19 protein-coding genes are annotated in these 25,427 nt (G+C 53.6%); 2 read left to right on the top strand and 17 right to left on the bottom strand.

Annotated features, from left to right (window positions below; translation table 11 throughout):
- Positions 1 to 31 precede the first annotated feature (31 nt).
- The 5 genes from ABE504_RS00695 to ABE504_RS00675 form a co-directional block, all read right to left on the bottom strand.
- Entirely contained in the window at positions 32 to 2,248 is a 2,217-nt protein-coding gene (locus ABE504_RS00695; protein ID WP_430083073.1) for a helix-turn-helix domain-containing protein, read from the bottom strand.
- Positions 2,249 to 2,318: 70 nt separating this feature from the next.
- Positions 2,319 to 3,980 carry an extracellular solute-binding protein gene (locus ABE504_RS00690; protein ID WP_430083070.1) on the bottom strand — a complete coding sequence of 554 codons (1,662 nt, stop codon included), beginning with the start codon at positions 3,978 to 3,980 and terminating at the stop codon, positions 2,319 to 2,321.
- A gap of 73 nt (positions 3,981 to 4,053) precedes the next feature.
- The gene (locus tag ABE504_RS00685; protein WP_430083067.1) at positions 4,054 to 4,929 is read right to left on the bottom strand and encodes a carbohydrate ABC transporter permease; all 876 of its coding nucleotides are present in this window, start codon (positions 4,927 to 4,929) and stop codon (positions 4,054 to 4,056) included.
- 15 nt (positions 4,930 to 4,944) lie between these two features.
- Complete coding sequence (locus ABE504_RS00680) at positions 4,945 to 5,895, bottom strand: ABC transporter permease (protein WP_430083064.1); 951 nt, start codon at positions 5,893 to 5,895, stop codon at positions 4,945 to 4,947.
- A 213-nt stretch (positions 5,896 to 6,108) separates the two neighbouring features.
- On the bottom strand, positions 6,109 to 6,528 hold the full coding sequence (locus ABE504_RS00675; RefSeq protein WP_430083061.1) for a GTP pyrophosphokinase: 420 nt from the start codon (positions 6,526 to 6,528) through the stop codon (positions 6,109 to 6,111).
- A gap of 205 nt (positions 6,529 to 6,733) precedes the next feature.
- Between ABE504_RS00675 and ABE504_RS00670 the strand changes: the two genes are divergently transcribed.
- Positions 6,734 to 7,465 (top strand): hypothetical protein, encoded by a 732-nt coding sequence (locus tag ABE504_RS00670; protein ID WP_430083059.1) that lies wholly within the window; start codon positions 6,734 to 6,736, stop codon positions 7,463 to 7,465.
- 258 nt (positions 7,466 to 7,723) lie between these two features.
- Positions 7,724 to 8,494, top strand: coding sequence for an NAD-dependent protein deacylase (locus ABE504_RS00665; protein WP_430083056.1), 771 nt, complete (start codon positions 7,724 to 7,726; stop codon positions 8,492 to 8,494).
- 29 nt (positions 8,495 to 8,523) lie between these two features.
- Here ABE504_RS00665 and ABE504_RS00660 read toward each other — a convergent pair whose 3' ends face one another.
- The 12 genes from ABE504_RS00660 to ABE504_RS00605 all read right to left on the bottom strand — a co-directional run bounded on the left by ABE504_RS00660 (position 8,524) and on the right by ABE504_RS00605 (position 24,953).
- Entirely contained in the window at positions 8,524 to 8,751 is a 228-nt protein-coding gene (locus ABE504_RS00660; RefSeq protein ID WP_430083053.1) for a hypothetical protein, read from the bottom strand.
- Entirely contained in the window at positions 8,738 to 9,280 is a 543-nt protein-coding gene (locus ABE504_RS00655; protein ID WP_430083051.1) for a GNAT family N-acetyltransferase, read from the bottom strand. The genes ABE504_RS00660 and ABE504_RS00655 overlap by 14 nt, the downstream gene beginning before the upstream one ends.
- Before the next feature lie 367 nt (positions 9,281 to 9,647).
- Complete coding sequence (locus ABE504_RS00650; protein WP_430083049.1) at positions 9,648 to 10,172, bottom strand: YbjN domain-containing protein; 525 nt, start codon at positions 10,170 to 10,172, stop codon at positions 9,648 to 9,650.
- Positions 10,173 to 10,184: 12 nt separating this feature from the next.
- On the bottom strand, positions 10,185 to 11,759 hold the full coding sequence (locus ABE504_RS00645; protein ID WP_430083046.1) for a hypothetical protein: 1,575 nt from the start codon (positions 11,757 to 11,759) through the stop codon (positions 10,185 to 10,187).
- A 40-nt stretch (positions 11,760 to 11,799) separates the two neighbouring features.
- The gene (locus ABE504_RS00640) at positions 11,800 to 12,576 is read right to left on the bottom strand and encodes a DUF4157 domain-containing protein (protein ID WP_430083044.1); all 777 of its coding nucleotides are present in this window, start codon (positions 12,574 to 12,576) and stop codon (positions 11,800 to 11,802) included.
- An 86-nt stretch (positions 12,577 to 12,662) separates the two neighbouring features.
- Positions 12,663 to 14,156: a PP2C family protein-serine/threonine phosphatase gene (locus tag ABE504_RS00635; RefSeq protein WP_430083042.1), complete on the bottom strand. Its 1,494-nt coding sequence runs from the start codon at positions 14,154 to 14,156 to the stop codon at positions 12,663 to 12,665.
- A 38-nt stretch (positions 14,157 to 14,194) separates the two neighbouring features.
- On the bottom strand, positions 14,195 to 14,530 hold the full coding sequence (locus ABE504_RS00630; RefSeq protein WP_430083039.1) for an STAS domain-containing protein: 336 nt from the start codon (positions 14,528 to 14,530) through the stop codon (positions 14,195 to 14,197).
- Positions 14,527 to 14,964, bottom strand: a complete 438-nt coding sequence (locus ABE504_RS00625; protein WP_430083037.1) for an ATP-binding protein — start codon at positions 14,962 to 14,964, stop codon at positions 14,527 to 14,529. The genes ABE504_RS00630 and ABE504_RS00625 overlap by 4 nt, the downstream gene beginning before the upstream one ends.
- 41 nt (positions 14,965 to 15,005) lie before the next feature.
- Positions 15,006 to 18,056 (bottom strand): HEAT repeat domain-containing protein, encoded by a 3,051-nt coding sequence (locus ABE504_RS00620; RefSeq protein ID WP_430083034.1) that lies wholly within the window; start codon positions 18,054 to 18,056, stop codon positions 15,006 to 15,008.
- Between the two features lie 29 nt (positions 18,057 to 18,085).
- Positions 18,086 to 18,589 (bottom strand): GNAT family N-acetyltransferase, encoded by a 504-nt coding sequence (locus tag ABE504_RS00615; RefSeq protein WP_430083032.1) that lies wholly within the window; start codon positions 18,587 to 18,589, stop codon positions 18,086 to 18,088.
- Between the two features lie 52 nt (positions 18,590 to 18,641).
- On the bottom strand, positions 18,642 to 21,410 hold the full coding sequence (locus ABE504_RS00610; RefSeq protein WP_430083029.1) for an adenylate/guanylate cyclase domain-containing protein: 2,769 nt from the start codon (positions 21,408 to 21,410) through the stop codon (positions 18,642 to 18,644).
- Between the two features lie 15 nt (positions 21,411 to 21,425).
- Complete coding sequence (locus ABE504_RS00605; RefSeq protein ID WP_430083026.1) at positions 21,426 to 24,953, bottom strand: stalk domain-containing protein; 3,528 nt, start codon at positions 24,951 to 24,953, stop codon at positions 21,426 to 21,428.
- Positions 24,954 to 25,427 lie beyond the last annotated feature (474 nt).

Genomic DNA, 25,427 nt, shown 5'->3' with positions numbered 1-25,427 from the left:
TTACCAATCTCCTTTACGAATTGTCTGTCAGCTAGAGCCCCTTTCGGTAATCACTTGGCGGGAAGCCAGTCAGCTTCTTGAACGCCCGATTAAACGAAAAGTAATGTTCATACCCCACTTGAGCCGCGATCTCTTGAATGGAGAGATTCGTTTCCTCGAGCAGCCTTTTGGCATGCTGCATACGAAGTTCGGTCAGGTAATCGATAAAATTGGCCCCAGTCTCATCTTTGAACAGTCTGGAAATATAGTTTTTGCTAATGTTGAATTTGTCGCTCAGCAGTTGCAGGGAAAGCTCTGGATTGTTGTAATTCGCCTCAATAAAGTCTTTAACGTCATGAATAATTTGCCGCTGGCTGCGCGTTTCCCTAAGCTGCTTCCAACGCTCAGACAGCCGGCGCAGGCTGTCTTCGATCGACTGGCGCAGCTCGTCTACCGTTTCAAACGTATCGATCGCCCTGGCAATCGGGGCCATGCCTTCCACGCGCCATGCCTCGGAGTATTCCTGAGGGAATTCCGACAGTTCTCTCGTGAACGTGTACAGTAAATAGTTGAACAAATTTTTTAGCTCATCATGAGCATACAGACCTTTGCCGATCGCTGTAAACAGGAAGTGATACTGCCTCTCCCAATCGTCGCTACCGCTCTTGAACGAAGCCACCAGGTGGCGGATGAGCTGCAGCATATCGAATAGTTCCGTTTCGGCGCGAAGAGCTGTTTCTGTAAAATCGATGACGCGGTTTCGGCCGAGCGCCGAACGGAATTGCAGCGCCTGATCCGCTTGCTCGCATGACAGGCGAATGCCGCTCGCGTAATCCGTGCAGCCCCCGATGCCAATCGTAATCGTAAACGACAGATTCGCTTCCACCCAGGCCCGGATACGTTCGCTTACGTCTCGCACCGCCTCAGGGCTCACCTGCGTCGAAGCGCCGAACAGAATACCGAGCCGGTCATTGTTCAGCCACTCACTCCAGCAGTGCAGCCCCGCTTCTCCGGCCGTCTCCGACAGCACGTTCGTCAATACGAACTTTAGCAAATATTGATCCCGCTGCGAATAGCCCCCTGCAAAATCCGTCATCCGGTCAATCTCCAGCAGTGCTACAGCATAGGCTTGCCAGTCGCCTTCGATGCCAAACAGCCTGCACTCCTCAGCAAGCTCCTCGTTGTCGATCGCGCGCTCACCAATCAGCAGTTCATGAAAGAAATGCTTTTGCCGGTAGGGCAGGTTGGATTTGCTTTCCGACTGATACCGATTCGCAAAATCAATAATGCGATCCACCGCCGCATCGACATACGGAATCAACTCCGGACTCGCCGCCCCCGCCTGCTTGCCTTGCAAAAACTCCAGAATCCTGGCCATGCTGGCATCGACCGGCCTTGCGTTGCGTTTGGATAAATAAATAATGCCGATCGACGCCGCCAGCACCATAACAATGCCAAGGATAATCCAGCTGTAGTACATATCGGAGAAAATCGCATAATGATACGTTTCTTTAATTCCGCTTTCAATCGTCCATCCTGTCACAGGGGAAGTCACCGTCATGATGCCATGACGCAGCGGATCCTTGCTCTCGGCAATCTGATCCCCGTTCTGATCTGCGAGACGAATCGAGCTAATCGCCCCGTCCGCCGTCGTCTTGAGCCATCTGTCCAGCATCGCCGCATCGAGATTAACGACCAGGATGCCTTGCGGGTCGGAGAGAAGCGGCACTTTTTTAACCAGGGACACCACACTCGTTTCATACGAAGTCGCGAAATCCTTGTAACTTCTAAGTCCCGTCCATTCCGAAATGATGGACTTATTGATTTCTTCACCAATGAAAGAGCTGTCGCCAAAGGAGCTAAAAGGCAAAAACAAATCGAGCCCCAACACGCTCATGTCCGAGTTTTTGTAAAAATTGATCGAATGGACCAGCGGGAAGTTCGCCTTCACCTGACGAAAGCGCTCCGATACTTCACTTCGCTGCAAATACGGATTGATGTCGTCCTCATACATATTGAATAAATATTGATTGAATACTTTACTGTCCAGTACCTGTGTCATGATGGTTTGGTCAATATTGGACATGAGCGCATCAAGCTGCATCTGGGTGTACCTCGTAAATGCTTCATTCGCTCGCAGCGTCTGCTTCTGCGAAAGCTGGCTAATGATCATAAAGAAAATAAAAAACAATACAAACGCCAGCAAATAGACAATGGGCAAATACGTCGTTACCAGACGGTAAAACCAGGTACGTCCCTTCCGCTTCATGCTCTCTTCGGCCCCTTTATATCACAAGACTGCCGACGGAACTACCGCCGACAGTCTCGCTTTCCGACTCCTACTTGAAATTCATGCTGACCAAATCTTGTTGACTGATCATCGTATCTTTGTTTTTAGTATACCAATCCGCATACCAGGATTCCAACTTGTCTCCGTCCGATTTTTTCCAAATATTCTGCGCATCTTGTTTCGCTTGGGCAATGCTGTAGGAGCTGCCGCTTACAATCGCTTTGCTCCATACGTCTTTAATCGGGTTGCCGGCAGCATCCAGCAGGTTTTTCTGAACCAGGTTCATGTCCGCAGGCAGCGTCGGGAAGAAGCCAGGCAGCGTAATCCGGGCAAGCGGCCGGTCTTTCGTAATGTATAAGCTGTACATTTGCTTGCCAAGATCATAGACCTCTTTGTCGAACGGCTTGCTTTGATCGAAGCTGGCCATCGTCGTGTCAAACTCGTTGTACACGTACTGACCGCCCAGCATCCGGTAGTCGCCCAGCCAATCGAGCTCCTTCTTGTTTTTCTCGGGATCAATCGCAACAGCCTTGCCATCAACCGTTTTGTAATGCGTACCCTCAATGCCGGTATACGTCGTTTTAACCCAATCCTGCGAACTCAAAAAGTCAACCATTTTCACAGCCGCTTCCGGATCCTTCGCTTTGGCGTACATAACCCCCGTCAACTGTACTGGAGGGTTAAAGTCAGGCGTAAACTGACCGAATTGGCTGGCCGGCAGGGCAATCGGGACGAGCTTCGCGTCCGGTACATTTTTGCGGAGCGTCTGATACAGCGTGTACAGCGCCTTCAAGTTGCCTCCAGCGCCGTAGACACCGGTTTTGCCGGTCACAAAATCCTGCTCCGCCTTCTTCCCGTTCTTGTCCGTCAGGAAGTCCTTATCCACAAGGCCTTCGTCGAACAACTTCTTCTTGAACGCCGCTGCGGCTTCCGCGCGATCCCAGTCTTTTGTCCATTTGCCGTTAGCCAATACCCAGTCTACGTTCTGGAACATATAATTGACCCAGCCGTCGTCACTCGGCGCTGTTGTGCTCAAGTTGAGGCCATATGTATCGTTCTTGCCGTTGCCATCCGGATCCTGCGTTGCAAACGCTTTGGCTACTTGATACAACTCGTCCGTCGTTTTCGGGTTCTGCAGGTGCAGCTTATCGAGCCAATCTTGGCGAACAAGCACGTAATGGAAAGGCACGTAGCCGAGCACGCGGCCGAAATCGTACATTTTGCCGTCTTCGCGAGTGGCGAGCTTCTTCAGCAGCGGGAATTTGGCGAGCAGCTCCTTATACGTCGTACTATATTTATCGATCGCATCGTCAATGGGCATGAGCATTTTTTGCGTGTAGAGCTGCGTACGGAAAGTCCCGTCATACTCCATCATTAAGTCTGGCGGAGAGCCGGACGCAACCAGCGTATTGAGCTTCTGAACCGATTCGTTGCGCGGAACAGGCACGATGGAGAGCTTGACGCCTGTCTTCTCGGCGAGATACTTCGTCCACAAGTTTTCCTCAGGCTTGCCAACCTCCGGCGGAATGTTGCCCCGGTCATAGAACGACATGCTAAGGCTCAGGGGCTTTTTAGCTGTATTCGCTGCCGCTGCGTCCTTGCTTCCGTTCGCTCCGGATTTACCGGTGTCGTCGCTGTTAGAGCAGCCTGCCGCCATCGTGGTTACGAGCGCAACCGCTACCGCTGTGGATGTAAAGGTTTTCTTTTTCATCTAATTCGACCTCCATTAATTTAGTATAATCTATCAGCAGCCTTTTTAGAGGCATACCTGCACAAAAACGGGACTAGCCTTTCACGGAACCGATCATGACGCCTTTGACGAAATACTTTTGCAGAAACGGGTAAACGACCAGCATTGGCAGTACGAGGACGAACACGCCTGCGGCTTTAATCGACTCCGGCGTAATTGCGTTCAAATCCTCGGACGACGTATTGGAAATTTGCTGCAGCAGCTGCTGGCTCTGGACCATCTGTTGAATGAGCACGGCCAGATTGGCTTTCGCCGAATCGTTCATGTAGATCATCATACTGAAGAAGACGTTCCAATAAGCGACAGCATAAAAGAGGGTAATGGCGGCGATCACCGGCAGCGACAGCGGTAAAATAATTTGCACCAACAACCTCAGCTCGCTGCTGCCGTCGATACGGGCTGCCTCCTCAATTTCCTCGGGAATGCCGGAGAAGAACGTTCGCATGACGAGCATGTTGTACACGTTGACAATGCCGGGGAGCCAGATCGCCCAGTAGGTGTTGATGAGGCCGAGCGACTTCACGACCAGATACGTCGGGATCAGACCGCCGTTGAAAATCATCGTAAACACGATCATTACGGAGAAAAATCGGCGTGCGTACATATATTTGCGTGAGAGCGGATATGCGCAGAGTACAGTGACAATCATACTGCCCAAGGTGCCGACCACGGTCAGGATCACGCTATTTTGGAAGGCCTCGACGATCCGCGTGCCGGTGAACAGCTTGTGATACGTTTCGAAATTCCAGCCAATCGGCCAAAATTTCACGAAACCTGACGTAATCGCATCGTTCGAGCTCAGCGACAGCGCAAACAGATGAAACATCGGCAAAATGCATGTCAGCGAGATCAAACTGAGCAGGATATAGTTAATGGCATAAAAGATTTTTTCAGAAGTTGATGCCCGCATGTCTTTCCCTCCTCGCTACCACAGGCTCTGACCAAAACGCTTCGCGCCGAAATTGGCGCCAAGCACCAGCACAAGCGCAACAAACGATTCAAACAATCCCATTGCCGCAGCTAAACTAAATTGTCCGCCATTGATCCCCACTTTAAAATTCCAGGTGGAAATGACCTCGGCAATATCAGATACAGCTGGGTTTTGCAGCATGTAGACCTGATCGAAGCCAACCTCCATCACGTGGCCGACCGACAGGATGAACATAATCGCCACCGTCGGCATAATGGCCGGCAGCGTAATGCTCCAAATCTGTCTGAGCTTGCCCGCGCCATCCATACTGGCTGCTTCATATAAGGAGGGATCGACTGATGCCAGCGCCGCCAAGTAAATGATGGCGTTCCACCCCATTTCCTTCCACACGGAGCTTCCGATAAAAATGCCGATCCAGGAATGCTCCTTGTATAGGAACGGAAACGGATTGCCGAACAGCTTTTCAATGTAGTGATTCAAGAGGCCGTTCTGCTGAGCGAAAATAATAAGCACAAAACTGCCGACGATGACCCAGTTCAGAAAATGCGGCAAGTACACGACGGTCTGCACGAACCGTTTAAACCACATTTTACGCGCCTCGTTCATAAGGATCGCCAGCAGAATCGGAAATGGAAATCCGATCACGACCTGCAGGAAGCTCAGTACGAAGGTGTTGCGAAGAATACGCAGCATTTGCGGCTGGGTGAACAGCACATCGAAGTTTTTGAGTCCGACCCATGGGCTGGCAAGGACACCGTCCATAAAGTTGTAATTTTTAAACGCAATGATGAGCCCCCCGATGGGCAAATATTTGAAAATAATAAAGAAAACAAGTGCTGGCAAAAACATCAGCATAATGGGGACGTTTTGCCTGAATCGTTTGCGATCCCATTTTCTTCGAGTGACATTCGCACTCGCCGGTGCACTCGCTGTTTGTTCGATCATTGGTTGCTTCCTCCCTCTCGTTTGCTGATGCCATCATAGCCCGCCGCCTCTTCTGCGCACAATTCACACATCTAGCAAACCTCACGTTTTTCCGCATTGCGGCGCGGTTCACGTTTTTTGCGCACCTCAACTTTTTCACACAGGCCGCTGCAACGCCAAAAAGACCACGACATTCCGCTTGGAATGCATGGTCTTCTTCAATCGTTTACTCCGTTAAAAACGCAAAGCCGCGATCGCCTTCTTATATTTGTCGATGCGTTCATAATCCTGTTTCGTCGGATTCGGAATGCGGTTCACATCGCTGTTGTCCTCCAAATCGAGCAGCTTCACGCGTGTCGCCAGCGGATTAAGCTTAATGCGCTGAATGAAATCTTCATAACTTTCGTCTGCGCGACGGGTCAAGCAATCGAGCGCGTTGATGACGGAAGGGCTAAAGCCCTCTTTTTGCAAATCGAACAAGGTGATCTCCGAATCCTCCACAACGTCATGCAGGACGGCGACGATCGCATCTTCTTCCGCTTTCGCCCGGCTCGCCAAACGGATCGGATGCAGAATGTACGGCTGCCCGCCTTTGTCCACTTGACTATCGTGGGCTTTGGCCGCAAGTAAAATCGCTTTGGTCAGCAGGCTCATTGCCGCTCCCCCTTCCCGGAAAATCCGACAATCGGCCCTGGATGATGAATAACGTTAATCATTCTGAACTCCATGCTGTCTCCCTCCATACGCTCAGGCAACTTTCAGGAAAGATTAATGTGCTTTTCAGCTTCTATTCGCCTAATTTTCATATTCTTATTTTACAATAAAAAACAAGTTCATGGATAGGAGTGTGCATCTACATATGAAAATAGCAAAACTTGCAGGTATAGCCATTTTAATTCCCGTGCTGCTGGCCGGGTGCGGAGCGAAGAACGATACGAAAAGCGCGGCAGCGGCTAGCACAGCTCAGCCGACACAGCAGAGCGGACAGGCTGCCGGGGGCAACGGCAGCAGCGGCGGCCAAGGCGGGAACGCCCAGAATCGGCCGCAAATGAGTGCCGCGCAAAGAACGATGTTCACCACGTTCCAGACGCTCGAGATGATGGATCGCCAGGACGGCCTGACGATTACCAAAGAGCAGGCGCAGGCAATGCTGCCTGTCGCTCAGGACATCGTCGACAAGAAAGAGCTTAGCGACGAGAATAAAACAAAACTGCTCGAGAAATTGACCGACGAGCAGAAGAAGTACATCACCGACGCCGAGTCGCGTATGGCCAGCCGCGGCCAAGGCGGCGGGCAGGGTGGACAAGGCGCCGGCAGCGAGGGCCGCCCGAATCGCGGCGGCCAGGGCAGCGCAGCGCCGAACGCGTCCGCGGCGCCGCCGGCGGGCGATGCTGCCGCCAGCGGTAACGCCGCGGCAGACGGCAAGAGCAGCGCCGGTGCGGGCGGCAATGCCGCCGGGGGCAACGGCGGCGGAGGTGGCCGCAGCTTTGGCGGTGGGCAAGGCCAGGGCGGCAACCGGCCGAATGGCGGTGGGCAGTTCGCCGACCCGGGCCAGCAGTTGATCGAGCTGCTGCAGAGCAAGACGAAGTAGGGGCTCGACGGAATGTGACTTCTGTGCGCAAATGGAGCTTAGGTGATCTGGAATGCTTCCAGTTCATTTAAGCTTTTTTTGCTGTTCTCGCTTGACTAGAGCGTTCTTCGACATTAAGCACCGCGAATATTAATATGTCTATATCGCCGCCTCGATACATATAAGTATTTCTTGATATTAGGAGTGAATTTTAAGACAATATCCTTACATAGGGAAGACACCATTATGTTTTCAAGTGAAATTTCAGGAGGGACTACGATGTATACTGATTTATCTCGCATACTTCATTCTGCAAGCAAAATAACTGTACTGACCGGCGCAGGAATGAGTACTGCTAGCGGTATACCTGATTTTCGATCGCAAAACGGAATATATACCAAACAGTTGATCAATGAAATCTCCGATTCCCTTATCCCCTCTCATCTTCCTGTCGAACGTATACTTTCAGAATCTTTTTTTCATAAGCATCCAGAGCTTTTTTGGAAGTGCTATAAACAAATATTTAATATGGCTAATATTGATCTATACCAACCTAATTTCGGACATTTGTATTTAAAACAGCTTGAAGACCTCGGGAAGCGTATAACGATTATTACTCAAAATATCGATGGTTTGCACCAAAAGGCAGGCTCTACAGATGTCATCGAAGTGCATGGAAACTTGCATCAAGCCTTTTGTCCGATATGCAAACAAGCATACGCCCTTCTCTACATGATTAAAGAAAGTGTACCTAGATGTTCCTGCTCTCATCACGCAATTTTGAAACCAAACGTTGTACTCTTCGAAGGAGCTGTTAAACATTTGGAAGAAGCATACAGGGCTACTACGGAGACAGAAGTGTTTATGGTTTTAGGGTCATCCTTAAGCGTATATCCGATTCGATCTCTCCCTACCTACATTGAGAACGCAAAAAACATTATTAAAATAATCATAAATAGAGAACCTACTGGCTTGGATTATTTATTCGATATTATCATTCATCAAGATATTATAGAGACCTTTGAAGCTTTAAATAACTTCAAGCAATAAACAAAAAAAGTGCCCAACAGCGGGCACTTTTAACGTTTCTTTACTTTTTTGGACACTTCAATAGCTTCTATTAAGTATCGTTTTTTTTCTATCGCAGATTTTTTAGGTTCTTTTAAATGACCGCCAATTTTCTTGAGCACTTTATCGCTCAACTTTTTCCCGCCAATCTCCATCATCTTCACACCCAAATTAAGAGATTTAGAAATTACTTCTATATTCTCTTTATTCTCAGAATGTGTGGCTTTAATACTCTTCAACCTCTATATCCTCGGGTAATTGAAACATCAGTAAGTGACACCCTTCATGATTAACCGTTCCTGTATCCTCAAACAAATTTCGCTTGTAAAAGTTTAGAGCCTTCTCCGTGTCAACAGACCACAGAAAAATATAACGGCAAGCGAATCTTTCAGATGTTTGATAGGCATTCGCTAGCAAAATTTGAAGGGCAATTGTACCGATTCCTTGATTTTGTAAATCCTCTCGAACTGCAAAATATTTGACTTCAATGGCCGGAACAGAAATTTCTCGATCCGCTTGTAGCCCCAGCATGCGCGCTTCTTCTTCAGGTATCGAAATACGCGTACACAGCGCTGTAAAAAAAGCAACGATGTCATCCATGTATATAAATACTGTTGTTGATGCAAGACCCAGCGTATGATCCAATCTCGCACGAAAGGCTGTTTTTAAATAGTCATCTATGAGGGAATTTCCGCATGAAAAACCCTGAATAAGGTTATCTGAAACTTTATCCAGGGTTGTAATTGATAGATCTGTTGGAAGAATCATACTAGAACCTGACCTGAGGATATGTAGATGCTTTATTAGATAGCAATATCGCATTTGTCTGCAAACAATTTCGGATCAATTCTTTTTTCTTAACGGAAGCCTCTCTTTTCAGCATACTTTGAACGATAATGCTTGCCGTTTGCTGCGATACATGCAATGACGATTCATTAGAAGCCATGACAATCAACTCCTTGTACCATTCTATCAGAAAGATAGTATGTCTCTATTATTCAGGTAATTCTAGTAGATGTCAATCATAACCCTATGATTTTTGGTGACATCTCAAAGCGGTACCACTATGCTAAAAAGACGCCTGCGAACGAGTACCCTCCCATTCACAAACGCCTTCATCTGCCGCTGCGCAACCCTATCCCCGCAGCGCCGACACCACGTGCTCAGCCGTTGCTTCGCCGCTGGCGACCTTATCGATATACTCCACGAACATATCGCACATGTACACGAACAAGCTGAGAATCTCGAGCACTTGCTCGCTTTCGAACGTGCTGGACGCCGGGATGCTGTAGACATACCGGTAATGCAGCTCGCCCTGCTCGTTGATCCCGAAGTGGCCGACAGGCAGCCGCGTGTTGATTTCCAGCAGCACCTCGCCGACTTCCCCGCGAAGACCTTCGCCCAAGTGAAACGGCAGTGTGCTGTAAATTTGCAGCAATTGTACCGACGTAATTTCCTCGTCATTCAGCGGTAAAAAGCTGAAATGCAAGAACCGCTCGCGTCCCTTCGCATCCTCTTGAAAGCCGGCCATCAGGACATGCAGCGGGATCGCTTCCGATTTTTCCAGCAAATTCGTGACAAGTCCTGTCTCTTCCAAAATCTCTTGCAAATATCCCAACTGCGCCAAGTGGCGCGCATGTACGACCTCTGGCAGATTCACAATGCCGCCCTCCTACTCTCGTTTGCCCATTGCTTCCACTAACGTTTCTTTCAATTTCACCGGATCATTCTTTACAGTCTCCAATAGGTACAAACTTACTCCGGAAGCTTCCACGAAATTCTGCATCTGGGTGTACCGCTTCACAACGTCCGCGTCCGTTTCATCGAACGCCGGCAGCTTCGAGACCATATCGATAATCAGATCGGAATCCTGACTGCGCTTCGCGAGCTTCTTTTCCGTTGATTTATCGGCATTAAATACCATCTTCGTAATGCCCCAGGCGCCGGCCTTGGCCGCGCGATCACGGCCCGCTTGCTTCAGCGAGCGAACAACCGGCATCGCCGCACCTACACCGGCGGCTACGATCTTAAGCGGCGTCCCCACTTGCGCGCCGACGCCGGTCAGCGTCGCGATGTCCCCGGCGATTTTGGTCAGCTCGAGTCCGATCTGCACCGCGCCGCGATCCGTCCGCTTGACGTTGATTTTCTTCATTTCCTTCGCAAGCTCGTATTGCTTGACTTCTTCCAGCTCCGCCGCCGCGGCTGCATCGCCCTGCGCAGCTTTCGTTTCCAGCTCCACCTTATGCGCAGCCAGCTTCGTCTTGTCGACACCGGCGTTGCCGCCGAACCACCGCTTCGCTTTGATAAAGCCAGCGCCCGCGTGCTTCGTCTTGAAATCCCGCTTAAGCGTCGTCATCGCCGACCGGTTCAGACCGGCCTTGATGACATCGACGGTTTTCAGCGCGATTTTCACACCGCTCACCGCGATGCTGACGCCAGGAATGACAGCCGTCAAGCTCGCTGTGCTTGACTGCATAATTTCCATAATACCTTTAGCCACTTTTAGTCCAGAGGAGGCCCCTTGAATCGCATTGCTCACAACCTCGATGACGCCTCTGGCCGTCTCCGCCTTATTCAGACCGCCATTCTCCGAATGTTTACTGTATAAATCATAAATGGCCTTAACGGCCATGATCGTGCTTTTGACCGCCGAGATCGCTTCCGCTACGGTGCCGGTGTAATCGCTGACGGCCGAAGACGCCCCGACGCCGTCCTTATGCCCCGACGCTTTGGACGCCTTGTCCACCAATCCGGCGGATCCGCTCACCATTTTGCCCGTCGTCTCAATCATCGAGGAGCCGGTTCCCGCATAGTTCCAACGCTTATTGTGTTCTGTGCGGCTTGTATCTCCGGAGACCGACATCGTTTCTCGAATCGCGCTCAAAATCTGGAAAGGCCCCCCAACCACATCCGCGGTCGAAGAGACGGCGCCGTATTGATTGGATTGCCGATCCTCAATCGTATAATTCGTTTGCTTAAAGGAGTCCTTCAGATCGTCCGATCGCTTCCCGAAGCCCTCGCCGAACGCCCCAACGATGCCCGCTCCGAGATCTGCATGATCTTTCACCGAATCCGTTTCACGCTGAATCAACTGCTGCGTAGCCCGATTACCGATCGTGCGCTGCAATTGAAGATAGAAATTCGCGGGCGCCTGCGTCCCCTCCGCAGATGCCCTGCCCGATTGCGCCAGCTTTCGCTGTATCGCAAGACGCGAGGGCTTGGCGAGGAATTGCTGCTGATTGGCCATCCGAGGTCGCTCCTTTACCCCTTAAATAACTGCCTGCGCTTTATTTACCGCCCCGCTGCTGAATGACGTGCGTCAGTTCGTGCCCTAACAGTTCCTGTCCGTCGCGCGTATCCGGATTATACCGGCCTTCCCGGAAAAAGACATCGTTCCCCGTCGCAAACGCCTCCGCACCAAGCGAGCGATTCAACATGGAAGAATTCGAATCAGTATGAATATTAACCCCGCTAAAATCAGCATTGAACGCAGATTCCATCTTGGCTTGAACATCCGGTGCCATGGGGCTGCCGGAGCCCTGCTTCGCCTTAATCTGCTCCTCAATCCCGGCATCCGCCTCGAACCCTTCCCCCGCTTCGCCTTTCATTTGCAGCTCCTCGCCTTCCATCTCATCGCCTTCACTGCGTTGGATGCTCTCCGAGGACGCCTTCATCTGCAGCTCCTCGCCTTCCATCTCGTCGCCTTCGCTGCGCTGAATGCTGTCCATCGACGGCTTCATTTGCAGTTCCTCGCCTTCCATCTCCGCCTCTTCCTCGCTGCGCTGCACGTCCGGCCCTGCCGAAGCGCTTTCCGCCGCCTGGATATGATCGGCAGCCGCCTTACCCATTTGATCCGCTTCCTGCTCGTAAGCATCGCCGGCCGGGCCGACCGTCAACTTCGTTTGAATGCCCAACATGCTGCCGAAAGCGCGATTGCCGATCGTCCGCTGAATGTTCGAAAGCTCGGATGTGGCGGCTGACTGCGCTTGCGGTTGAGATTTATGATTGTGCTGCTGATGCTGAAGAGAAGAATCTGGCTGCCTGTTGATACGCAAGTGTTCCATTGGCACTGAACCCCCTATAACGGCTATAAAATAATATCGCTGTTTCCTGTCTCCCGTGTCGAAACCCGCTGCTCATCTTACATTAACTATAACATAACCAAAGGCGCTGTAGAGGGGCGATTTGCAGGTTTTCGATCCACAATCAGCACCGCCATATCGTCGGACTGCACCGCGCCATTCGTGAAGCGATCAACATCCTCAACCAAACGTTTCAGCAGCTCCTGCTGGTCTGCGGCAGCCTCTCGGGTCAACAGCTCGCCCAGTCGGACAAACCCATACTGATCCTGCTGACCGTCCTCCGCTTCCGTAATGCCATCCGTGTACAAAATCAGGCGATCCCCAAGCTCTAGCGTAATCGTGTTGTCCGCGTACACCATGTCGTCCATGACGCCGAGCGGCAGCCCCTTTCGGCCTTTGAGCGGCATCACCTCGCCGCCGGCCCGAATCACATACGGCGGACAGTGTCCGCCATCGCTGTACGTGAGCTCGCCGGTCGCGATGTCCAGCACCCCGCACCAGATCGTCGCAAACATCGTCGAGTCATCCTTGTACAGCTCCTGATTCACGGCGGTCAATAAAGTTCCTGGCGTGCTGTCCGCGGTCATTTTCCCTTTCAGCAGCGTCATCGTGACGGCCATAAACAGTGCCGCCGGAATCCCTTTGTCGGACACATCGCCGAGCACGAAGAACAGCCGATCCTTGCCGATTTCAAAATAATCGTAAAAATCGCCGCCCACTTCACGTGCCGGACGGATATACGCTCTGGAATCGGCTGTGATGTCCGTGCCGGCTGCTTCAACTGCCGAAGCATCCGAAACCGAAGCCGCGTCCGATTCCGCTCCTGCCCTGCGGGCTGCCATCACATGGAGGCTCTTCCGGGGCAGGAAGCCCATCTGAATGTCCGTCGCGATGCGCAGCTCGCTTTCCATCCGTTCCTTGGCCGCCGTCGTCACTTTCAAGGCGTGGATCGACTTCTCCAGCGCGTCGTACAGCATCGCGTTTTCCAGCGCCGCAGCCGTCGGCGAGGCGATCGATTCCAGCAGCTGCAGATCGCGATCGGAAAACGGCTCGCCGCCCCGCTTATTCAGCACCTGCAGCACGCCGATAATCTTGCCCTTGGAGATCAAGGGCACGCAGAGCATATTGCGCGTCGGATAGTCGACGCGCTTCGCCACTTTCGACGACCAGCGTTCGTCCGATGCGGCGTCGTCGATTTTGACCGGCTGGCCGGTTTGCGCCACCCAGCCTGCGATGCCTTCGCCGATTTTCAGGCGAATTTCGCGGACCTCGTCGCCTTTTTCCCCCAGCGCCAGGTCAAAAAACAGCTCGCCCCGCGCCTCATCGACGAGAATAACCGAAGAGGCCTCCGCATTCACGACGCGCGAGGAGGTTTCCATGATTTTAACCAGCAAATCCTGCTTGCGGATCGTGGAATTGACTTCGAGGCTGACGTCAAACAGCTGCATCGTGCGCTGAAGCTCCGTCTCGGCGGCACGACGCTTGCTTTCGCTCCTGAGCCACAAGCCGACAGCGATGACACATACCGCCAGCAGCACGCCTGCGACAATCCCCATACCCATCTCGCGCATCTCCTCTCCGATACCTTACGGATTAACCTTTACGCCATCGCCTGCACAGCTTCCGCCTCTGTCCCCATTACCGTGAAAATCGCACTAAACCCCGACATGTCAAACACTTCCCGCACATGCTCGTTCATATGGGCCAGGATCAGCCTGCCGCGAATCACCTTCACCGTTTTGGCGGCGGACAGCAAGCTGCGCAGACCCGCAGAGCTCACATACTCCAGCCCTGCCAAATTAAACACAAACTTCCCCTTGCCTTGCTCCACCAGCTTGGCAAACGCCGATTCCAAAGAGCCGGACGTATTCGCATCCAGCCTGCCCTGCAGACTGAGCACCATCGTCTCGCCCTGCTCGTTTTCGTTAATGATCATGATGCACCTTCCTCGCTTCCTCGTACTTTCCGCATAATCAGCACATTCTCATCCTGCCGTCGTTCATACCGCAAATCGTCCATCACCTGGCGGACAAAATGAATGCCCAAACCGCCGATGCCCCGCTCTTCCACCTCGAGATCGATCCGCGGGCTGGCCCTGAGCAGCGGGTTAAAAGGGACACCGCGATCCGTGAGCCGCAGCTCCCAGCCGTGCGCATCCGCTGCGACCTCTAGCTCAATCGTATGCCTTCCCCGCTCCTCGGACGGATACCCATACAAAATAATGTTCGTCACCAGCTCATCACAAACCAGGTTGATCTGAAAAACCACCTGATCATCCATCCCCATCGAGCCCGACAACCCCCGCAAAAAATGGCTCAATCGCTCCAACTCGCTTAAATCGTTGCTTAACCTGATGGTTGCCGTCGTCACCGCGCTCACCCTCTCACACCGATTTGCTCATCTTGCCGGTTTTACGACATCGTTAACAGCATGTTCTCCAAAAGCCGTACGCGTGCGCTCGACGCATGCAGCAAACCGATACCGATTTCCGGATACAGCCGCACCAGTCGTGACAAGCTCTCCCCTTGCAGCGTCAGCACCCGTACCTCATCGAAAATGACCTGCGCCGTAATCGCCGACGGCGAACCGTCCAGCGCGGTCGTCTCGCCGACCGCCTGCTTGGGACCGAGCACGCCGATCGTTGCCGTCTCGCCCTGGCCCGTCGCATTGCTCAGTTCCACATGACCTTCAATGATCAGATACATGGCGCTGTTGGGCTCGCCGCGACGCACCAGATACGTCAAGTCCTCATGAATTTCCTCCGTCGCGATGCCGGCAATCAGGCCAAGCTCATCGACGGATAAATCCGCGAACAGGGACACCTGTTTTAAAAAGATGACCTTATCCAGCATCGTCAGAAACTTCCGATCTTCTCTCATATCCCCACGCTCCCGTTCACTTCGTGCATACATCGCGATCTCCCGCAGCCAGCTGTCCGACCAGCCCTCCGCTTCCTGCACAAGCAAGTGCGGCTCCTGATTCGTCTCGCCCCCGGCCGACGTCCCCTGCTTAAGCTGATCCAGCAGCGCATAAGCGAGGCGGCGATCGCCGAGCCCTTCCGCCAGCACCTCCAGACCGTTCTCGCGAATTTCTTCGCTCTCGTCCTGAATCGCTTCGCGCAGCGTCTGCACGATCCGTTCGTCGACCAGCTTCGCCATCACGGCCCACGCACCGCCGATCAGCGCCTCATGCAGCTCCTGCGAGCGCTCCTTCGCCAGATCTGCGAGCGCATCCAGCCCCAGTGCACGCAGCGCGCCGGGCAGCGCACGCTCCTTCGACGAAGCTTGAAGGCGCTCCACACAGCCGTCGATCAGCACCGTGCGCAGACGCCCTTCATCCAGCAGCTCCGCCAGCGCCGTCACCACGACGTTCCAGCGATACGGATTCTCTTGCTGCATGTGGGCAAATAAGCCCGGCAGCGCCTTGTCGCCCATATCGACCAACGCGCCCAGGATGACGCGTTTCAGCTCCTGATCGGCCATCGGCACAATCTCCAAAAGCTGCGGCAGCGCTTCGATATGTTGCAGCTTGCCGATACAATGCGCAGCCGCAACCTTGACGGCCGGACGCTGCTCATCGAGCAGGGATAATACCCAAGCGGCATACTGCGTCAGCTTAAGGTCCGCGACCGTATGGCAGCCGTAGACCGCCCATTCGCCGCCGGAATCGAGCATTTTAATAATCGCTTCGTCGCATGCTTGATAACTCTCTTCGCTTTCGAGCGCATGCAGCGCTTTGACGACCTCATGCACCACTTTCGGGTGGTTGTCGAGCAGCTTGACGCGAATGAAGAAGTGCGATTGGCTTTTGAGATGCGCCGCTCTTGAGATCAGCTTTACACATTCTGCCCGCACATCCGGGTCTTCGTCCTCCAGGAAAGAGGCGACCTGCACGAGATCCTGAATCGTCGCGCCTTGCAGATTCATCGCGCGAAGCACCGCAATGCGGATGCGTGAGCTTTCCTCCGCGATCATGGAGATGAGATGCGGCAGGAAAGCGGAATCCTTCGCCTGCCCAATGACCTCAAGCGCCAGCTCGCGCACGTAATCGTTCGGATGCTTCAAGTAGCCGAGCATCCCCGACAGCGCCTTCGAGCTGCGCATCCCCCCGATGAAGGAGCTTGCCACTTCAGATAAATCCGCGTGAAGGCCCTGAACGCTTTTGACCAGTTCTTTAATGTACAGATGCCGCCCGAACCAGGCCACAATGACCAGCACGCCGCCAACGACGACGCCCACCCAAGCGAGCGGCGACAACGCGACCAGCCCGGAGGAATGCAGCAGGGAGAGCAGCGAACCGATCAGAATGCCGCCTGACGCCGCGACCCCTTGCGCAAAATAACGGTAGCCGTCCCGTTTGGACATCGGCATCATTTTGAAGAACAACTGATAGCACGGCTCCGCAATGTAGTAGAGCAGAATGTAAAACATCGCATAGGAGCCCGAAACGACAGGCAGCCCCATCGATTGGTTCATAAAAAGCGCAGTTAACGTAAATCCACCAAGGAAGATAATCCCGATCCCCAGCAAAATATTGCTCGCTCCCAGCCAATTCATCAGCCGCGTAGACACGGTTTGCAGCAGCAGACACACGCTGAACTGAATCGCCGTAATGAGACCGTAGAACGACGTCAAATCGCCCTCCCTGGGAAAACGCGCCTCCGCCGCGGTAAAGTACTGATACTCCATCATGAAATAGATGGCCGGCATGAGCGTCATCAAAGCCACTGCGCAGAGAAGAAACGGGCTTTGTAGAATGTTTCGCAAATAGTAGCCGGAAGACTCTTCGACCTCAGATGCCGATGAAGCGCCGGCCTGCAGCCGCCCCTCCTCTTTCAGCGTCAGCGGTACGAGATACCGGGCAATCGCTTTACGAAAAAAAAGAAAGCCCGCCGCCATCAGCACCGGCGCCAGCGCGTAGACCGCCTCCGTGCCGAGCCATTTCCCCAGCAGACTCGCCAGCAAGCCGGCGGTGATCCCGCCGGTTGTCGTCGATGCGATGAATGTCGGCATCAGCCGCTTCGCCTGCTGTGTAGGGCACAAATCGAAGGCCGTGCTCCAGAGTAGCAGCGTCAGCTGGCGAATCACAAAATTCGAGGAGATGAACAGAATCGGATAATAGAAGCGGAAGTCGACGCCTCCGGCCTTGAAGCCGAGCAGCACAGCGCCGTTCACAGCCAGCAAGCCGATCATGATGAGGTACAGCGTCGTCATCATCCTGGCTTTGGGCAGTCGGCTTGCGAGCTTGGCGAGCAGCCAGCCTTCGAGCGGCATAATCGCCGCCTCGACGATATAAATATAAGGCAAATACTGCACGCCGAAACGTTGGTTAAAAAGCGCCATGAACGCCGTGTAGTTCAAGGATTCCGCAATACCGCTGAAATAGAAAATTGGCAGCATTCGCCACAGCTTGCGGATGTCCTCCGTGCGCAGCCCCATCCAACCGCGTAAAGTTCCTTGCATATCATCAGGTCCAATCTATGAGTTATCTGTCAAGGAGACAGTGGTTTATAAAAGGCTAACCGTGCTTCACCTTCATAATAATAATTCGGATAAGTGCCAATTAAGGTAAAGCCATTCTTGCGGAACATATTCTGAATTGGCTGGTATTCCAGCAAGTCACACGTATACGTCAAAATATAACGCCCCTGCGCGGAACGGACAAACGCTTCCAGCGCCGCAAACAGCACTTTGGCGAAGCCGTAACGCCGATAATCCCGGTGAACGACCAAGTAATCCCACAGAAATCCTCCGGATTGATGCTCGTTTTCCTTGCAGCTCGTGACCGCCACGATGTCGCCGGCTTCATTTTCGATAAACCAGTGCTTATGATTGCGCTGCAACAAGCTCAGCAAAGGCGCCGTGCGAAAATGCTCCAATTCTCCAGGTGTATGCCGCTGATCGTCAAAAGAGTTCTCCGACAAGTAAAATTCCGTAATGCGGAGCGCATCCGCTTCGTTCGTTAACTCACGTACCGCCACTTCATGTGCTTGCATGGGATATTCGCCTCTTTCTTTGGGGACTGATTGGGCTTTTTGAACTTCCTCTTTAGGAAACGGACAAGGTTCCGTTCCATTCTGTCGTTGTGCCCTGCTGGAAGTATTCGTCGCAGACGTAGAAATACAACTGAGCGGCTTTATCCTGACGATTTTGCTTCAAAACCATGAGAAACGCTTCTCTTGCATCATAGAATCGGCCAACCTGATAATACGTCACCGCCTGCTCGAACAACGCCTTCGTCCGTTCCTTCAGCATGCGAACCGTCTCTGTATCGCCTTGGTACACGTCAAACAGATGAAGCGGCTCTCTAACGCCTTCCACTTGAATCAAGCCAAGATTCCGGTATTGGAACTGACCGGCCTGCTCAAGCGACTGCACAACATCATTCGTGATCAAGATGGAAGCGCCAAGGGGGTCCGTCATCTTCTCCAGCATGTTGGAAATATTCACGCCATCGGAAATGACGTTGTTTTCCAGACGATGCTCCTCCCCGATGATACCCAGGCGAAGCGGCCCTTTGTGCAGCCCGATGCCGATTTCGATGGCAACATAGCCTACTTTGGCCCGGTGCATGTTATACACGTCGAGCTCTTTGCGCATTTCGACACAAGCCATCAATGCGTCGTCCGTGCGGTTCGGGAACAGCGCCATAAAGCCTGCACCCAAATATTTGTTCATAAACCCTTCATGCTTGCGCACATAAGGCCCGAAGCGCTTAAGGAAGGAGTTAACGAAATTGAAGTTCTCTTCCGGCGTCAGCCTTTTCGACAGATGGAAAAACCCGCGAATGTTAAAGCTCAGAATGGCCATATGCTGCTCCACCTGATCCCCTAACTCAACATCCAGAATCGAATCTTTATTCAGGAACTTCAAAAACTGCTGCGGCACGAATCGGTAATACGCCTGACTGAAGTTTTCAACCTTCGTAATGTAATCCCGAATGCGGGCGGCCATCGTATTGACGCTGTCCCCAAGATCAGAGACCTCATCCCTTGTACGGATGTCCACAACCGTATCCCAGTTGCCCTTCGCAATCTCGCCTACGCTGTTGCGCAGCTTGCGGATCGACGACAGCATCACATACGTCATCACAACCAACACGATCAGCAAGCCAATGGAAATAAGCACAATGTTGCGAATAATCGATTGCAGGACAGCTTGACGATGTTTAAGCAGACCGTCGAGGTTTTTACTCGTTTCGAAGATCCCGACGATGGTGCCCGAAGAGTTGTAAATCGGCGCGATCGCATACCGCCATTCGCCGGAGAAGTCCTCCCATTGGCCTGTCATCGTCTTGCCTTCCTTCGCGACCTGCTGGTTCTCCTCCGTCGGTTGGAACGGATTGAACATATGCATGCCGTCGTCATCTTCCAGAATTCTGTAAATCGTACCATTTTCCAATTTGTATACCGCTTTATAAAAGCCTTGATTGTCGTCACGCGGATTGTTGTCGAAGACTGCGTTAATTCGCTTGCGGAACGATTGAAACACCGTGTTGCGGTAATCCAGCGGAGACGTAATGCTCTCCAGCTTATCGCCGTCGATCAGGTTCTGGCCGTTCTTCGCCAGCAGCACAAGCTCGCTGAACGTCTCTTCTTCCATTTTTTTCGAGAAGCTGTTGTAGATCACCGTGGACAGCAAAATCATGGACAGCGCAATGACGGGAATCAGAATCGTAATCTGCTTTATCATCAGTGGCACCCGGCGATCCAGCAGGTCAAAGTAGACAATTTTGATCAGCCATAGCAGGAGCAGCAATCCTGCCACCCCGACAGCCCACACCACAATCATGTGCGTCCGATCCTTGTGGTTGTACAGCGCCTCTTCCATGGACGACGTCAGTGTGCCGTCCACATGCCGAATATTGATTTGCGCCGATTCCACAATGATCAAGCTGCCGTCCGGCCCGATACTGCTCGTTGTCGCATCGAAAGCAAGCTCCACGCCGCTCGCTTTGGCTTTGTCCACGTCGACCAACGACTCGATGACATAAGGCTGCTGCGGGTCGAGACGGGCGATCATCCGGTTGTTGAAATCGATGAAAATCAGGCGACCCTCATTGTCGAGATGGAAGCTCTCCGGGAAATTGCGCCGCGTCCGGTCGAGCCCCGGAAGTGGATACACCAACTCCGTGCCGCCGCTTGCCAGCGCGCGATAGATTTCCCCGCTGCGCGTACTAAAGTAAATGCCGCCCGGCTTATAGCCGTCCGCTTCGGAGACATACTTGTTCTCCGGCATATTGACGCTGTACACGGCTTGCGGCTCCGCAATATCGCTATTGCCCGTCGGCGTCTGGTACAGCGTCAGCTTTTTGACTTCATCGTTGAAAAAGTACAGCTTGCCGTCATGCACTTGCACGTTGCGCAGCGAACCGAGCCGGTATCTTCGGGATTGCGTATCGCTGTAATCCTGCGTGAAGAGGATGCGGTCAAATTGGCCGTCCGGCTTATAACGCACAATTTGCTCCGATTTTACGTTAATGCCGTAGGGATCCAGCAACGTTCGAATTGTGTACAGGTAGCCCGTCTCATCGGCAACCATGTCGTTAAAGCGGTAAATTTCCCCGTTCTTGCCAACGTCGCTTGTAATCGTATACTGGAGCACTCCCTCTGCATCCAGCTTGTGAATCGTCTTCTTGGCGTTGTCAATCACATATAAATGATGGTTGGAATCCGAGACCGCCTTCGATAAGCCGTCGAAAGGCATGCTTTTTTGAAATGGCCATAGCTGGATGTCAGCCCGATTAGAGATCAGGTAAGTTCCGGCTGCACCCAGAAGCAGCAGGACAAGCAGCAATGCCGCAATCGATTTCTTCATCGTACGTATCTCCTCTTATTTCGCAATCTGAATCATCTTCATGGCCTCGTTCCAGTCGACTTGCAGCCCCAAGGACTCCGCGATAAAACGCATCGGCACATACGTGCGCCCTTCCAGCAGCAGCGACGGACCGTCATTCTGAGTAGGTATGCCATCGATGTAGGCCGTATCTTGATTAATCGTGCTCGTTACCGTCGTATATTCCGTACTGACTGTAACGGTATAGGTATCAGGATCCCAGTCCACGGCTGCGCCGAAAGACTCAGACACCGATCGAATCGGTAAGTATGCCTGCCCATTTATTATAACAGGCGGCGCGGTAAATTTGATAAAAATATTGGGAGATATCACGCTTTCTGGCGGAAGCGGCCGAATCGTGGCAGGTTCTTCACTCGTGTCGATTGCTGTCGTCTGCGCAAGCGCATAAGCCGTGGCGGCGAGCTCTTGCAGTTCCTCCGGCGCGTACTTCGCCTTCTCCTGCTCCTTCAGCTTCGCCAGGAGCTCATCCGTTTGCTGTTCCAGCTTCTGCTGCACGCCGGGCGACGGCGGGAGCTCCGCCGTCAGCGACGTAACGGCGTCCAGCTGCGCGAACAGCGCATCCTTCTGCATCGACTGCTTCGCCTCGTCGACGGCAGCGAGGGAAGCGGCGAGCTCCGCCGCCCGCTCGGTTTCGCGCTGCGCCTGCGCTGCGCTCAGCGCAGCCTGCAGCTTTTGCTTCGCTGCATCCAGCGAAGCCGTGCCTTCCGACGCGCCCGATTGCGCGTCGGCCAGCTGCGCCTGCGTCGCGAGAAGCTGCTGCAGCAGGGCTGCAGCGGCTTCGGGCTCGCCGGCGGCGAGGGCTTGCTCCAGCTTCGCTTGCTGGAGCTCGGCTTGGGCGGCCAGCTGGTCTTCGCTGGCCGGACTGCCGGCGGCGCCGCTGCCGCCCGGTGTGGTGCCGGTACCTGAGCCTGGGCTCGTGCCAGGCTCAGTCGTGCCATTGCCCGTTCCCGTCCCGCTACCGGGGTCGGTTGTGCCGTTACCCGTCCCCGTTCCGCTGCCGGGGTTCGTGCCGTTACCCGTCCCCGTTCCGCTGCCGGGGTCGGTCGTGCCAGTGCCAGTGCCCGTCCCACTTCCAGGCTCCGTCGGCTCGGACGCTTCCTCCGCCATGGCGGCCACCAACGCGTCGGGATTGTTTACCAGCGCCATCTGCGCGAGCGCCGCTTGGCTGTCGCCTTTTTGCAGCGCCTCCATCATGCCGAGCTTCGCCTGCGCTTCCTTAAGCTGCGCTGACAGGCTGGCAATGTCCATCAGCTTCATCGCCGTGACCGCGGCTTCTTTGTCCGCTTCCAGCTTCTCTACGTCTTTCTTAAGCGTCTCGATCTGCTTCGCCAGCTCCTCGGGAGTCTGCGTCGAAGCGATCTCGCCGGGCTTGTCGATGGCAACCGTCAGCTTGATCGCTGCTACCGCTGCCTGCGATAGCACCGCCGAGCTAGGCGGATTCGCAAGCGCGTCGCTGTCCGTTATATTATCCATGCCGATCCAGGAAGCGCCTGGCGCATCCGGCTTGTACAGCATGCCCTGACCAGATTCCGTCATCGTCGCCGAAGCGGCATTGAACGCCTCCGGCGTCAGCGCATCGAGATTTACTTTGTACGTGCCGATAATGACTGTGCCGAGTCCTGCTTCGGTGCCGGAGGCGTCACCTTCGCTGTCACCTGTGCCGCTATCATCGGAACCTGCACCCTGACCGGCACTAGAGCCGCCGTTGCCAGAGCCTCCATCTGCCGCACCGCCAGTTCCTGTCCCACTGCCAGTCCCACCAGCGCCAGCAGCTCCGTCAGCGCTTCCGTTCGAGCCGCCGTTGCCTGCTCCTGCCGCTGCGTCACCGTCCTGTGCAGGATCAATCAATTGCCCGGCACTGCCTTTCCCTTCCAGCGGAAGCTCTGTTATTTTTTTCCCCTTGGCGTACAGTACAACCTTGAGCGCATCCGGCTCACTAAATTTCAGCGTTAAATTGCGCAGAGGCTTGTTCACCTTCGTCTTTTTGCCGATCGGTTTCCCGTCCTTCGTGAACACAGCATACTCCGTCGCGCCAAGCTTCTTGCTTACCGTTAGGCTGAAATCGCTCAGCAGCGGCCCCACGGCCTGTTTGATTTTCCAAGTGCCCAGCGGTGCTTTCGGCTTCTGCGTCTTCACCGCCGACAACCCATCATCCAAATCGTGGTACGGAATAATGCCGTCCCGATATGATCGGCTTACTGCGCCGCCCGTCGCCGTGTCCAGCTTGCCGATTGCCAGCATATACCCGATCTGCGCGAGCTGGATGCCTTGCTCCGCCTGCGAGACCGCGTCCTTGAACAACTGGAGCTCGTCCTGCTTCAGCAGACTCAGCTTCGCCTTCTGATTCGCTTTCGCCAGCTCATCGACCGCCCGATCCCGATCGCGCAAAGTCTGCGCGTACGTCTCCTCTGTGCCTTTTGCCTCGAGGAACGCTCCCCGAATGTCCGCGATGACGGCGGTGCGGCTGTCTTTTTCCTGCTGCGTTGCCTTGCCCTGCTCAATTGTGGCGATTGGCAGCGCATTGTGGAGGTCATCCAAATACCGTAGACCGTCAAACTCCCCTTGCAGCAGCGATTTCGGGATGGGAATGAAGCCGAGCAGCCAAAAATACCCCTGCCAGTCCTGCTTCACCTGCTCCAGCGTTGCGTCATAGCTGCTTTGGAACAAGTCCATGTCGATATCCGTGCTTTTGTACATAGCCTCCATGACGCGCATCCGGGCAGCGCCGAATTTGGCGCTAAGCAGATCCTTCGTCACATTCAGCTTCTCGTCCGCTAATCGGCGCGATTCCGTATCCTTGAGCAACGACAGCGTCGTCTTCTGGCCCCGATCGATCAAAGCCGGCAGCACCGCCTGATTCAAATCCGCCCAAAACGGCCGAAACTCCAGCGCCACCGGATTCTCCATATCGAGCTGCAGCAGCTTACCCAGTGCGAGCCGACTCGCTTTAGCTGTCAACTGCGCTTGCTTGTAATTAGAGGTCGCCTCTTCCAGCGCCTTCTCCGCTTTATCCTGATCCTCGGGGCTCGCCAGGTTGTACTTGCGTTTCGTGCGAACGGCGTCCAGCGCCGCTTTCGCCTGATCCAGCTTCGTGCGGGAACGCCCCTCCGCCGACAAATCCTGATAAGCGGTCATGTACGCTTTCTCCACTTCGTAGCCGACATTTGTCGCAGTTTGCCGAAACGTTTCCCGGGAAATAAATAGCTGTGATCGCGCGTCCGGCACCTTCAGCTTGACGCTCATGTCCTGATTCAAATTATGCGCTTTGGCGAACAGCCCCTGCGCCTTGGCTTCTTCGCTCTTGACGGCTTGCTGCGCCTGTTCCAGCTCCAGCTGCTTCTTAAGAATGTCGTTTTTCGCGTCGCGCATCTGCGCGCTGACTTTGACGCCGCGGTCCATGGCTTCTTTCAGCGTCAGCGACTTGACCGAAGCGGCCTCCGCCCGCAGGCCGGCAGGCAGAAGCGAAGCCGTCCCCAGGACGAGCGCCAGCCCTATTTTTAACACATGCAATCTCTTCAGACCGAACCCCTCCGCTCACATCAAACCTTCCTCTTAATAGTACAATATCTTACACACTCTCGCATCCATTCTTTGGAGAAAAATATCGAATAGAATCGAATGCAGGTTTGGATTGCCGCTCTACCTCTTTTCTAGTAGTATAAAAGTAATAGTAGACGCGAAATCTGGCGGAAAATGTGTGCGACGAGAAAGTAGGGGGCATTCCGGGCTAACGGATGTCAGAGAGCTCATTGAAGCTTATCTCACCCCAAGTGCGAATGGAACGGTTGCCACAGCCGTTATTTGACGCAGAACCTCCCGAAATCGCATTTCCGAGCTAATAGCCGCTCTGGCAACCGTTAGCCGCCATTTCTGACCGTTCTCCATGAAATAGACGCTGCTGCAACCGTTAGCCTTTGATCATGAGATACTTTCCTCCAACCGACACATTCCGCAAAATAGAGACTCATCTTCACGATA

It is taken from the genome of Paenibacillus oryzisoli, from assembly GCF_050467285.1.
Lineage (GTDB): Bacteria > Bacillota > Bacilli > Paenibacillales > NBRC-103111 > Paenibacillus_E > Paenibacillus_E oryzisoli_A.
Note: the sequence above shows the minus strand (reverse complement) of the source record. Positions and strands in the feature narration are given on the sequence as shown.